Source organism: Bradyrhizobium sp. A11, from assembly GCF_042077125.1.
GTDB classification, from domain to species: Bacteria; Pseudomonadota; Alphaproteobacteria; order Rhizobiales; family Xanthobacteraceae; genus Bradyrhizobium; species Bradyrhizobium japonicum_B.
On record NZ_CP149509.1, the window covers coordinates 1,933,884 to 1,945,655 of the forward strand.

The 11,772-nt window shown below is 66.1% G+C and carries 11 protein-coding genes; 2 read left to right on the forward strand and 9 right to left on the reverse strand.

The window, feature by feature from the left end; all coding sequences use genetic code 11:
* Positions 1-17: 17 nt before the first annotated feature.
* The 9 genes from WI560_RS08975 to WI560_RS09015 all read right to left on the reverse strand — a co-directional run bounded on the left by WI560_RS08975 (position 18) and on the right by WI560_RS09015 (position 10,384).
* Positions 18-1,124: an ABC transporter ATP-binding protein gene (locus WI560_RS08975; protein ID WP_375307699.1), complete on the reverse strand. Its 1,107-nt coding sequence runs from the start codon at positions 1,122-1,124 to the stop codon at positions 18-20.
* Positions 1,124-2,113, reverse strand: coding sequence for an ABC transporter ATP-binding protein (locus WI560_RS08980; protein ID WP_375307700.1), 990 nt, complete (start codon positions 2,111-2,113; stop codon positions 1,124-1,126). Before WI560_RS08980 ends, WI560_RS08975 begins: the two co-directional genes overlap by 1 nt.
* Positions 2,110-2,820, reverse strand: a complete 711-nt coding sequence (locus WI560_RS08985; protein WP_375307701.1) for a DUF1028 domain-containing protein — start codon at positions 2,818-2,820, stop codon at positions 2,110-2,112. Before WI560_RS08985 ends, WI560_RS08980 begins: the two co-directional genes overlap by 4 nt.
* 10 nt (positions 2,821-2,830) lie before the next feature.
* Positions 2,831-4,636: a gamma-glutamyltransferase family protein gene (locus tag WI560_RS08990; RefSeq protein ID WP_375307702.1), complete on the reverse strand. Its 1,806-nt coding sequence runs from the start codon at positions 4,634-4,636 to the stop codon at positions 2,831-2,833.
* Between the two features lie 81 nt (positions 4,637-4,717).
* On the reverse strand, positions 4,718-5,707 hold the full coding sequence (locus WI560_RS08995; protein ID WP_257177356.1) for an ABC transporter ATP-binding protein: 990 nt from the start codon (positions 5,705-5,707) through the stop codon (positions 4,718-4,720).
* Positions 5,704-6,690 carry an ABC transporter ATP-binding protein gene (locus WI560_RS09000; protein WP_375161296.1) on the reverse strand — a complete coding sequence of 329 codons (987 nt, stop codon included), beginning with the start codon at positions 6,688-6,690 and terminating at the stop codon, positions 5,704-5,706. Before WI560_RS09000 ends, WI560_RS08995 begins: the two co-directional genes overlap by 4 nt.
* A gap of 28 nt (positions 6,691-6,718) precedes the next feature.
* Positions 6,719-7,693, reverse strand: coding sequence for an ABC transporter permease (locus WI560_RS09005; protein WP_375307703.1), 975 nt, complete (start codon positions 7,691-7,693; stop codon positions 6,719-6,721).
* 11 nt (positions 7,694-7,704) lie between these two features.
* Complete coding sequence (locus WI560_RS09010) at positions 7,705-8,685, reverse strand: ABC transporter permease (RefSeq protein WP_028135211.1); 981 nt, start codon at positions 8,683-8,685, stop codon at positions 7,705-7,707.
* Positions 8,686-8,788: 103 nt separating this feature from the next.
* Positions 8,789-10,384 carry an ABC transporter substrate-binding protein gene (locus WI560_RS09015; RefSeq protein ID WP_375161293.1) on the reverse strand — a complete coding sequence of 532 codons (1,596 nt, stop codon included), beginning with the start codon at positions 10,382-10,384 and terminating at the stop codon, positions 8,789-8,791.
* A gap of 304 nt (positions 10,385-10,688) precedes the next feature.
* Between WI560_RS09015 and WI560_RS09020 the strand changes: the two genes are divergently transcribed.
* Both WI560_RS09020 and WI560_RS09025 read left to right on the forward strand, forming a co-directional pair.
* Positions 10,689-10,946 (forward strand): DUF6489 family protein, encoded by a 258-nt coding sequence (locus WI560_RS09020; protein WP_028135213.1) that lies wholly within the window; start codon positions 10,689-10,691, stop codon positions 10,944-10,946.
* Positions 10,946-11,746 carry a triacylglycerol lipase gene (locus tag WI560_RS09025; RefSeq protein ID WP_257177360.1) on the forward strand — a complete coding sequence of 267 codons (801 nt, stop codon included), beginning with the start codon at positions 10,946-10,948 and terminating at the stop codon, positions 11,744-11,746. The genes WI560_RS09020 and WI560_RS09025 overlap by 1 nt, the downstream gene beginning before the upstream one ends.
* Positions 11,747-11,772: the final 26 nt, after the last annotated feature.

The following is an 11,772-nucleotide window of genomic DNA, read 5'->3' on the forward strand; positions in this document are numbered from 1 at the left end:
AATCCCCATTGCTTCGGCTATTTCGTTGTGGACGTGGCGTCTAGTATACCAACCCCGGCGAAGCTCCTGCCTTCCGTCTTTTGGCTGAAGGCCGCGACCAATCTTGCAAGCGCCGGCGAAAATCCGCCCGCTACCGGCAGAATGGCATCGGCAGACGGCAGCTCTGCCGTGCGGTGACAGGCGGCGGCGTGGCCGGTGCCGTCCGCCACGAGCTTCGGCGCCTCGCTGCGGCAACGCTCGATCACGAACGGGCAGCGGGTGTGGAAGCGGCAGCCGGCCGGAGGATTGAGCGCGCTCGGGATCTCGCCCTCCAGCAGGACCGTCGTTCGTTTCGCCTTCGGCTGTGGCAGCGGGATCGCGGACAGCAGCGCGCGGCTATAGGGGTGGCGCGGCGCGGCGAACAGCGCGTCGGCCTCCGCCGTCTCGACGATCTGGCCGAGATTCATCACCGCCACATGGTCAGCGATGTGCTTGACAACGGCGAGGTCGTGCGAGACGAAAATGTAGGCGAGGCCGAGCCGGTCCTGCAGCTCGCGCAGCAGGTTCAGGATCTGCGCGCGGATCGAGACGTCGAGCGCCGAGACCGGCTCGTCGCAGATGATCAGCTTCGGTTCGACCGCGAGCGCGCGGGCGATGGCGATGCGCTGGCGCTGTCCGCCGGAGAATTCGTGCGGATAGCGCCGTGCCAGTCGCGGCTCCAGCCCGACCAGCCGCAGCAGCTCGGCGACGCGGGCGCGCCGCTGCGCTGGCGGCACGAGATCGTGCAGCGCCAGCGGTTCGGTCAGGATCTGGCCGACCGTCATGCGCGGGTTGAGCGAGGCATAGGGGTCCTGGAAGATGATCTGCGCCTCGCGGCGGAAGGCGCGCAAGCCGCCGGCGTCGAGCGCGAGCAGGTCGCGGCCGTCGAAGCGCACCGTGCCCGAATCCGGCTCGATCAGCCGCAGCACCAGGCGGCTGATCGTGGATTTGCCGCAGCCGGACTCGCCGACCAGCGCCAGCGTCTTGCCGGCCTCGAGCGAGAAGGAAACACCATCGACCGCCTTGACGTGCGCCAGCGGCCGGCCGAACAGCGAGCGCTGGGCGACGAAATGCTTGACCAGGCCGTTGACCTCGAGCAGCGCCATCACGCCACCAGACGTTCGAGCGGCGCGCGGATGCAGCGCGAGAGATGGCCGGGGCTGATTTCGAGCAATGGCGGCGGCGCATGGGTGCAGGCCTCCAGCACGAACGGGCAGCGCGCCGCGAAACGGCAGCCGGCTGGCGGCTGCGCCATGTTCGGCACCATGCCTTCGATCGTCGCAAGCTGCTCGGCGCGATGGTCGAGCCGCGGGATCGAGCCGAGCAGGCCCACTGTGTAAGGATGCTGCGGGGCGGAGAACAGCTCGTCCACCGGTGCACGCTCGACGATTTCGCCGGCATACATCACCGCGACCTCGTCGCAGACTTCGGCGACGACGCCGAGATCGTGGGTGATCAGGATGATGGCGGCGCCGCTGGCGGCCTTCAGCTCGCGCATCAGCTCCAGGATCTGGGCCTGCAGGGTGACGTCGAGCGCCGTGGTCGGCTCGTCCGCGATCAGGAGGTGCGGATCGCAGGCCAGCGCCATCGCGATCATCACGCGCTGGCGCATGCCGCCCGACAACTTGTGAGGATATTCGTCGATGCGCCGTTCGGGCGAGGGGATGTGGACGCGGCGCAACAGCTCGATCGTCCGCTCGCGCGCGCTCTTCCGCGAGCCACCGCGATGGCGCAAGATGGTCTCGATGATCTGGTCGCCGATCGTGAAGCTCGGATTGAGCGAGGTCATCGGCTCCTGGAAGATCATCGCGAGCCGGTTGCCGCGCAAATCGCGCAGGGTCTGGTCCGTCGTCCGCAGCAAATCGAGGCCGTCGAAGCGGATCGCGCCGGTTATCTCCGCGCTTTGTTTCGGCAAGAGGCCCATGATCGCGAGCGACGTCACGCTTTTGCCGCAGCCGGATTCGCCGACGAGGCCCAGCGTCGCGCCGTTGGCCACGCTGAGATCGACGCTGTCGACCGCGTGGGTGATGCGGCCGTCGTCGCCGTGGAAACGGATGCGCAGGTCCCTGATCTCGATGAGAGGGCTCGCGCTCATGACTGTCTTGCGCGCGCGGCTGCGATGCTGGCGTCGATGACGCTGCGATCGGTGTTGCCGGCCGGGTTCTTTCGCGTCGGCATCGACGCGCGAAAGTGCACCCAGAGCTCGTGGCTGACGCGTTCGAGCCGTTCGAGCTCGCCGAGCGGGTCGGGATGATCGTCGGCGCGAATGTCCAGTACCGGCCATTCCTCCTCGCCGTGAATCAGCAGCGCCGCGGATTGCTTGCCGCGCTTGTCGCCGCCGGCGGCTTCTCCTGCGCGCATCGCCGCGAGCAGGCGGCGCGGGAAGGGCAGGCTGTCATTGGCGAGATAGGTCTTTGCCGTCTCGGCAAGCACGTCGGCGCCCGCGAGCATGTTGCCGGCGATCGAATATCCGCTGCCCGCGACATGCCCGCACCAGTCGACGCAGTCGCGGCCGGTATGCGCGGCGATTGCGCCGCTCGCATCCATGATGTGGACCTGCCGGCTTTCGCGGCCCTCGTCCGCCGCGAGCAGCGTTGCGAGCACGTCGTGGACGTTGAGACCCTCGCGCAGCAGCTTGACCCCGTCGATGCCGTAATAGGGATTGACGAAGGCCTGCGTCGCGATCGCGCCGAGGCCGGCCGCGATATAGGGCACGCGGGCGCCCACGGCGAAGAACCGGGTCGCGACCGCGATGCCGAACTGGCCGGTGGCAGGATCTTTCGCAATGATCGACCAGGTCATGTGCTGCCTATCAGCGCCCCGCGGCGTAACCTTGCATGCCGCGCGGATTGGCGGCGGCGCGCCGGCGCGGTCCGACACGCGAGGCCGCGGTGAGGCGGCCCTCGGACCAGTCGGGGCCGACCTCGACGATGTGCCCGCGCTCGCGCAGGTTAGCGATCGTCGCCTTGGGCACGCGGTTCTCGACCACGAGCACGCCGGGGCGCGCGGTGCGCGGCCAGAACGAGATCGGGAAATGCTCGGAGTGCCAGGCCGGCGCGTCGATCGCCTCCTGCAGATTGAGATTGCAATGAACGTGGCGCAGGAAGAACTGGGTAATCCACTGATCCTGCTGGTCGCCGCCGGGCGAGCCCCAGGCGAGATAAGGCTCTCCGTCGCGCAGCGCCATGCTCGGCGACAGCGTCGTGCGCGGCCGCTTGCCGGGCGCCAGCGAACTCGGCTGGTTCTCTTCCAGATCGAACATCTGGGCGCGGCTGCCGAGGCAGAAACCCAGCTCGGGAATGACGGGCGAGGATTGCAGCCAGCCACCGGACGGCGTCGACGACACCATGTTGCCGGCCTTGTCGATGATGTCGAAATGCACGGTGTCGCCGCGCACCTCGCCGAAGCGCCCCACGGTCGGCTCGCCGGCGCCTAAAGCGCCAACCGCCTCGCGTTGGCCTTCTGCGCGGCGCAGCTTGACCACGCCGCCGAAGCCCTCGACCGCGCCGGGCCGGAGATCGAGCGAAGCCTTCTCGGTGACGAGCTTGCGGCGCTCGTCGTTATACGCATCCGACAGCAGCGTCCCGATCGGGATCTCGCTGAATTTCGGATCGCCATAGAACTTCTCGCGGTCCGCGAAGGCGAGCTTGGCGCATTCGATCTGCAGATGGATGAACTCCGGTCCGGTCGGATCGAGCCCGTCGAGCGCAAAGCCCTTCAGGAGCGCCAGCTGCTGCAGCGTCACCGGGCCCTGGCTCCAGACGCCGGCCTTGCACACGGTGTAGCGGCCATAATCGTAGGTGAGCGGCGCCTCGATGGTCGGCTGCCAGCGCGCCATGTCGTCGGCGGACAGCACGCCGCGATGCGGCGAGCCGCTGACGTCCATCACCTCCTGGGTCCGGCAGAACCGGTCGATGGCCTCGGCGACGAAGCCTTGCGACCAGGCCTTGCGCGCGCGCTCGATCTCGGCGTCGCGGCCGCCACCCCCGCTTTCGGCCTCGCTGAGAATCCGAGCGTAGGTCGCGGCCAGTGTCTTGTTGGTGAATAGTGTGCCGGGCCTCGGCACCTCGCCGTTCGGCAGGTAGACGGCGGCGGAGGTCGGCCAATGCTTGCGGAACAATTGCTCGACGGTCTGGATCGTGGCGCAGGCGCGCTCCACCAGCGGGTAGCCGTCGCGCGCATAGGAGATCGCGGGCTCCAGCACGTCGCGCACGCGCATCGTGCCATAGTCGCGCAAGAGCATCATCCAGGATTCGAACGTGCCGGGGACGCAGGCGGCGAGCAGGCCCGTGCCCGGCACCATGTCGAGGCCCTCGCTCCTGTAGTGCGCGATGGTGGCGCGTGCCGGCGCCGGGCCCTGGCCGCATATCACCTCGGTGCGACCGCGCTTCACATCGTGCACGATGACGGGCACGTCGCCGCCGGGGCCGTTCAGATGCGGCTCGACCACCTGGAGCGTGAAGGCGGTGGCGACGCCGGCGTCGAAGGCGTTGCCGCCCTTTTCGAGGATGGCCATGCCGATTGCGGTCGCGATCCAGTGCGTGGTGGCGACGACCCCGAACGTGCCCTCGATCTCGGGGCGCGTCGTAAAGGGATCGGGGTTGACGTTGCTGGCCATCGATTACCTCACTTGCGGCGCGCGCAATTGATCACAGGGACGGGCCGCCGCCAAATGCGCAGGCTGCATGGCACGCGCGCGTCACGCCGGGACCGGCGCGGTGTTGACCGCATGGCAGGCGACGCCGCCGATCAGTTCCGGAGCCTCCTTGCGGCAGAGGTTGAACGCCAGCGGGCAGCGCGGATTGAAGGCGCAGCCGGAGGGCGGGTTGATCGGGTTCGGGATCTCGCCTTTCACCGGAATGCGCTGGCGGCCGCTCATGGCAAGGTCGGGCACGGCGCCCAGCAGCATCTTGGTGTAGGGCATGCGCGGATTGGCGAACAGCTCGCGTCCCTCCGCGATCTCGACGATGCGGCCGAGATACATCACGCCGACGCGGCTCGCCATGTGGCGGACCACGGCGAGGTTGTGACTTATGAACATGTAGGTCAGGCCGAACTTGTCCTGGAGGTCGCGCATGAGGTTGAGGATCTGCGCCTGCACCGAGACGTCGAGCGCCGAAGTCGGCTCGTCGCAGACGATGAACTCGGCATCGGAGGCGAGCGCCCGCGCAATTGCGATGCGCTGACGCTGGCCGCCGGAGAATTCGTGCGGAAACTTCAGCCGGTCGTCGGGATGCAGGCCGACCAGCGTGAGCAGCTCGGCGACGCGGGCCCGGATGTCGCGCTCGCCCTGGATCAGGTCGAAGGCGCGGATCGGCTCGGAGATGATGGCGTCGACGCGGAAGCGCGGGTTGAGGCTGGCATAGGGATCCTGGAAGATCATCTGGATGCGGCGGCGCAGCTTCCGCCGCGCCGGCGCCTGCCGCGGATCGGTCATCGAGACGCCGTCGATCAGGACGTCGCCGGCGCTCGGCGGCAGCAGCCCCACGACCATCCGCGCCACCGTGGTCTTGCCCGAGCCGGACTCGCCGACCAGCGCAAAGGTCTCACCCTTCCTGATGTCGAAGGTGACGTGATCGACCGCTTTGAGATATTCGAGGTGCCCGCCCTCGAGCACGCGGTTGAGCCAGGGTTTCGAGACATCGAACACCCGGCGCAGATTTGTGGCCTGAACGAAGGGGGTGCTCATGCCGCGCTCTCCGCCGGCACGTTGTCGTAGAGGTGGCAGGCGACCGATTGCGTGCCGCGCGGCAGCGGCTCCGGTCGCTCGACCCGGCAGCGGTCGAAGGCGAAGGCGCAGCGCGGATTGAACGAACAGCCGCGCGGGATCGCCGAGAGGCGCGGCATCGAACCGGGGATCTGCTGGAGGCGCTTGTCGTCGCCGGCCAGCGTCGGAATCGCGCCCATCAAGCCCTTGGCGTAGGGGTGCAGCGGATTTCTGACGACATCCTGCACCGGACCGATCTCGGCGACACGGCCGGCATACATCACCGCAACGCGGTCCGAGGTCTCCGCGATCACGCCCATGTCGTGCGTCACCAGCATCACGGCGGTGCCGTGGTCGCGGCCGAGCCGCTTGATCAGCGAGATGATCTGCGCCTGCACGGAGACGTCGAGCGCGGTGGTCGGCTCGTCGGCGATGATCAGCTCTGGCTCGGCGCAGATCGCGAGCGCGATCACGACGCGCTGACGCATGCCGCCGGAGAATTCGTGCGGATAGCCGTCGATGCGCCTGTCCGGCGCGGGAATGCCGACCTCGGCGAGCAGGTCGATGGCGCGGCGGCGGGCGGCGGATTCGGACAGGTCCAAATGGGTCCTGATCGTCTCCACAATCTGGTCGCCGACCCGGTACAGCGGATTGAGCGAGGTGAGGGGATCCTGGAAGATCATGCCGATCCGCTTGCCGCGGATACGGCGCATCTCTTCCGGCGGCAGATGGTCGATGCGCTGGCCGGCGAGACGAATCTCGCCGCCGGCGATGCGGCCGGGGGGATCGATCAGGCCGATCACGGCGAGGCCGGTGACGGATTTGCCGGCTCCGGATTCGCCGACCACGCCCAGCACCTCGCCCTTGGCGATGTCGAAGGAGACGCCGTCGATAGCGCGCAGCGTGCCGCGGCGGGAGGCGAACTCCACCTGGAGGTTGCGCACGGAGAGGATTGGTTCGGTCATGAGCGAGGCGGACTCATCGAAGTGTTGCTCATCGGAGTTTCGGATTGAGCGCGTCGCGCAGCCAGTCGCCCAGCAAATTGATCGACAGGATCAGCCCGGCCAGCGCCAGGCCCGGGAAGGCGACGATCCACCATTCGCCGGCGAACAGGTAGTTGTTGCCGATGCGGATCAAGGTGCCGAGCGAGGGCATCGTGTCGGGCAGGCCGACGCCCAGGAAGGACAGCGTCGCCTCGGTGATGATGGCGAGCGCCAGGTTGATGGTGGCGATGACCAGGATCGGGCCCATAGTGTTCGGCAGCACGTGGCGCAGCATGATCGTCGGCGCGGGCAGGCCGATCAGTTGCGCGGCAGCCACGTAATCCTTGTTCTTCTCGACCATCACGGAGCCGCGCACCGTTCGGGCATACCCCACCCAGAAACTCAGGCCGATCGAGATCACCAGCACCACGAGCATGCTGGTGGCATCCAGCCGGTTGCCGAAGATGGATTTGGCGATGCCGTTGACCAGCAGCGCGATCAGAATGGCGGGAAAGGTGAGCTGCACGTCGGCAATCCGCATGATCACGCCATCGACCGCGCCGCCGAAATAGCCGGCGATCAGGCCGAGCGCGATGCCCAGCGCGCCGGCGAAGATCACGCCGGCGACGCCCACAGCAAGCGAGATGCGCATGCCGTAGAGGATCGCGGAAAACACGTCGCGGCCCTGCTCGTCGGTGCCGAGCAGGAACGGGCTCTGTCCGTCGGCGGTCCAGAGCGGCGAGATGCGCGAGTTCATCAACTGGAGCTGCGCCGGATCGAACGGGTTCTGCACCGCGAGGGCGGATGCAAAGATCGCGAGCAGGAAGAACAGCACGGTGATGGCCGCCGCCACCATGGTCAGCTTGGAACGGCGGAACGAATAGAAGATGTCGCTGTCGAGCGCGCGGCTCAGCCAGCTGCGGCCGACGTGGGCGGGCGGTGCGCTCTGCTCGTCAGGATGATTGGAGGCGGCTGCGTCGGACATGCAGGGCTGCCTTATGTGGCGCGGCCGACGGTCGCGCGCAGGCGCGGATCGACCACGGTGTAGAGGATGTCGACCACCAGGTTGATGGTGACGAAGATCAGCGAAACCATCAGCAGGTAGGCGGCCATGATCGGGATGTCGACGTTTTGCACGGCCTGCACGAACAGAAGTCCCATGCCCGGCCATTGGAACACGGTTTCGGTGATGATCGAAAATGCAATAACCGAGCCAAACTGGAGTCCGGCCACCGTGATCACGGGAATCAGCGTGTTCTTCAGCGCGTGGCCGAAATGGATGGCGCGGGTGGTCAACCCCCGGGCACGGGCGAAGCGGATATAGTCGGTTCGCAGCACCTCCAGCATCTCCGCCCGCACCAGCCGCATGATCAAGGTCATCTGAAACAGGCCGAGGGTGATCGAGGGCATGATCAATGCCTTCAGTCCCGACAGCGTGAGCAGGCCCGTGCTCCACCAGCCGAGCTTGACCACCTCGCCGCGGCCGAACGAAGGCAACCAGCCCAATGTCACGGCGAACAGGTAGATCAGCAGAATGCCGATCAGGAAAGTCGGCAACGAGATGCCGACAAGCGAAACCGCCTGGAACAGCTTGGCCAGCATGGTGTCGCGCCTGAGCGCCGAATAGACCCCCATCAGAATCCCGAACACCATTGCAAAGACGGTGGCGCAGATCGCAAGTTCCAGCGTGGCGGGCATGCGCTCCATCAACAAAGTCGAGACCGGCTGGCGGAACTGATAGGAGACGCCGAACTTGAACTGCGCGGCATCGGCGAAGTAGCGCACGAACTGCACCGGCACGGGATCGTCGAGGCCGAGCGATTTACGCACGATTTCGCGTTCGGCCGCCGATGTGTCGATCGAGACGATCTGGTTGACGGGGTCGCCGGCGAAACGGAACATCGAGAAGGCGATGATGCCCACGGCGAACATGACGCCGATGGCCTGAACGGCGCGGCGAAGCGTGAAAGCGAGCATGCCTTCCACTATCCTTGGGTGTGCGTGCGGCCGACGGCTTTGTCAGCCGGAAAAGGAAAGGTCCCGGACGCCTGGTGCGCCGGGACCTCGTGTTCGACTGACGCTATTCCTTCTTGGTCGCCCAGTGGAACATGACCAGATTGTCGGCGCGCTGCGGCAGGTTGACCTTTTTCGATACGCCCCAGGCCAGCGCCTGCTGATGCAGCGGAATGTAGGCCCAGTCCTTGATGCTGATGTCGTAGGCCTGCTTGATCAGCTGGTTGCGCTTGGCGGTGTCGGTCTCGACCAGCACCTTGTCGGTGATGGCGTCGAATTCCTTGTTGCAATAACCGCCGAGATTGGCCTCGCCGCGCGAGGATTTCGCATCGTCGCGGCAGCCCATGATGTCGTACAGCACGTTGTGCGAGTCCATCGTGCTCGGGGTCCAGCCCAAGAGGTAGAACGAGGTCTGGTAGCCGCCTTGCTTGAGCACCTTGGCGAAGTACTGCGCCTTCGGCTGCGCCAAAAGATTGATCTTGACGCCGATGCGGGCAAGCATGCCGACGACGGCCTGGCAGATCGCGGCGTCGTTGACATAGCGATCGTTCGGGCAATCCATCGTGACCTCGAAGCCGTCGGGATAACCCGCTTCGGTCAGGAGCTTCTTGGCGCCGTCAGGATCGAATTTCGGCCGCGTGAACTCCTTGGACAGCGCAAACAGTTCCGGCGCTATCATCAGCGCCGACGGCGTCGACAGTCCGCGCATCACGCGCGTCTTGATCAACTCGATGTCGATCGCCTTGTAGAAGGCTTCGCGAACCCGGGCGTCCTTGAAGGGGTTCTTGCCCTTGATGTTGGAGTAGAGCAGTTCGTCGCGCGTCTGGTCGAAGCCGATGAAGATGGTGCGCAGCTCCGGCCCCTTCAGCACCTGGGCGTTCGGGCTGGAATCGACGCGGGAGATGTCCTGGATCGGCACCGGCTCGATGACGTCGACTTCGCCGGAGAGCAGTGCGGCGACGCGGGTGGCGTCGGAGGAAATCGGGGTGAAGACGATCTCCTTCAGGTTACCTTCCACCTTGCCCCAGTAATTGGGATTGGCCTTGAACACCGTCTTCACGCCGGGCTGATGGCTTTCGATGATGAAGGGGCCGGTGCCGTTCTCGTGCAGCGAGGCGTAGCTGGGCGTGGTCGCCGCCACCGGCGTCGGATCGACGACGTTGTTCGCCTCGGCCCATTTCTTGTCCATGATGTACCAGACATCCCACGAATTGTGCAGGATGGGATTGGGCGAGGGCAGAACGAAGTCGACGGTGTAGTCGTCGACCTTGACGACCTTGACGTCGGGCGCAAGGCGGGTCTGCATGTTGGACCCCTTCTTGCGGACGCGATCGGCCGAGAACACGACGTCGTCGGCGGTGAAGGGGTCGCCGTTGTGGAATTTCACGCCCTTGCGCAAATGGAAGCGCCAGCGGGTCGGCTCGGGAGTCTCCCAGCTCTCCGCCAGCGCCGGAATGATCTTGAGGTCCTTGTCGCGCGCGGTGAGGCCCTGGTAGACGTGACCGAGATGCGCGTGGGTCGTGCTCTCGTTGAGCGTGTAGGGATCAAGGGACTTCAGGTCACCCTGGTTGGCATAACGGAGCGTTTGGCTCGACGCCGGCGTGACCGCCAACGCAAGCGTACCGGCGAGCGTCGTCGCAAACAGACTTCGACCTAATGACATTCTTGACCCTCTCCACTCTGCCATGCCGATGATTTTTGATTGTTCGGCGGGGCTGATTGATCCATGTTGCCCAGAGTTCTCGACCGGTGCAAGCGCCATTCCAGCAAGGAACGCGCCAAGTTGCGCCGCTGTGCAGCAACGCAGTCCATGCCGTCCGGCATGGAAGATCGCCTCTTTCGACTTTGGTTGACCATACCGCCCGATTGGGGGACGGGGCACGCCGCGCCTGCATCAGGTCGCTTGCGTCGCAGCACAACTCGCGGCGATACTCCGCCAGGCGGCTCGAATCTCATCCGGAGGGGACATGAAGGTAAACATCGAAATCGACTGCACGCCCCTCGAGGCTCGCCAGTTCTTCGGTCTGCCCGACGTAGGGCCGATGCAGACGGCGGTGATGGACAAGCTGCAGCAGCAGGTGCTCAGCAACATCGAGAAGGTCTCGCCGGAATCGCTGATTCAGAGCTGGTTCACGTTCGATCCGAAGATCGCCGAGCGGTTTCAGGATATGTTTGTCACGATGGCCGGCCTCGGCGGCACGCGCAGCAGCGACAAGAAAAAATAGTGTCGTCCGGGCAGGAGGGGGCGCTGGAGAAAGGCCGGCTACGTCCGCCGGGCCTCGCCCTGTTGCTCGCAGAAGCCCGTGGCCTGCTCGAACTCAATGCAAGCCTCTTGCTGTCGCCGCTCCTGATGCGGGCGCCGAGGGGCGACGGCCATCCCGTGCTGGCGCTGCCGGGCTTTCTCGCCAGCGACCTCTCGATGGCGCCGATGCGGCGCTATCTCAGCGAGCTCGGCTACGAGACGCATGCCTGGCGGATGGGCCGTAATCTCGGCGGGCTGGGCCGGATGCGGGACGCGCTGCGCGCCCGACTTGCCGAGATTCATGCCGCGAGCGGGCGCAAGGTCAGCCTGGTCGGGTGGAGTCTCGGCGGCGTCTATGCCCGCGATCTTTCGCTTTGGGCGCCCGACATGGTTCGCTACGTCATCACGCTCGGCAGCCCTTTCGCCAATGACGTGCGGGCGACCAATGCCACGCGGCTCTACGAGGCGCTGTCCGGCGAGCGCGTCGAGGATTTTGCGGAAGCGCGCGAGGCGATCGCCGGCGATCTGCCGGTGCCGACAACCTCGATCTATTCGCGGGCCGACGGTGTGGTTAACTGGCGGACCTGCTTGTTGCGTCCCTCCGACCGCGCCGAAAACATCGAGGTGCATCTGGCGAGCCATCTCGGGCTCGGGGTAAATCCTGCGGCACTGTGGGCGGTGGCCGACCGTCTGGCCCAACCGGAGGGGGAGTTCTCGCCATTTGACCGGGCAGGGCCGTTTGCCATTGCATATGCCCCGCCGGAACAGGCAATATCGGCCTGACGAGAAGCGCCGGCTAAGGCGCCCGT

Excerpts from the sequence above, each read along its gene's own strand:
- WI560_RS08975 (WP_375307699.1), bottom strand. The coding sequence starts at position 1,124 with ATGGCGCTGCTCGAGGTCAACGGCCTGGTCAAGCATTTCGTCGCCCAG.
- WI560_RS08980 (WP_375307700.1), bottom strand. The coding sequence starts at position 2,113 with ATGAGCGCGAGCCCTCTCATCGAGATCAGGGACCTGCGCATCCGTTTC.
- WI560_RS08985 (WP_375307701.1), bottom strand. The coding sequence starts at position 2,820 with ATGACCTGGTCGATCATTGCGAAAGATCCTGCCACCGGCCAGTTCGGC.
- WI560_RS08990 (WP_375307702.1), bottom strand. The coding sequence starts at position 4,636 with ATGGCCAGCAACGTCAACCCCGATCCCTTTACGACGCGCCCCGAGATC.
- WI560_RS08995 (WP_257177356.1), bottom strand. The coding sequence starts at position 5,707 with ATGAGCACCCCCTTCGTTCAGGCCACAAATCTGCGCCGGGTGTTCGAT.
- WI560_RS09000 (WP_375161296.1), bottom strand. The coding sequence starts at position 6,690 with ATGACCGAACCAATCCTCTCCGTGCGCAACCTCCAGGTGGAGTTCGCC.
- WI560_RS09005 (WP_375307703.1), bottom strand. The coding sequence starts at position 7,693 with ATGTCCGACGCAGCCGCCTCCAATCATCCTGACGAGCAGAGCGCACCG.
- WI560_RS09010 (WP_028135211.1), bottom strand. The coding sequence starts at position 8,685 with ATGCTCGCTTTCACGCTTCGCCGCGCCGTTCAGGCCATCGGCGTCATG.
- WI560_RS09015 (WP_375161293.1), bottom strand. The coding sequence starts at position 10,384 with ATGTCATTAGGTCGAAGTCTGTTTGCGACGACGCTCGCCGGTACGCTT.
- WI560_RS09020 (WP_028135213.1), top strand. The coding sequence starts at position 10,689 with ATGAAGGTAAACATCGAAATCGACTGCACGCCCCTCGAGGCTCGCCAG.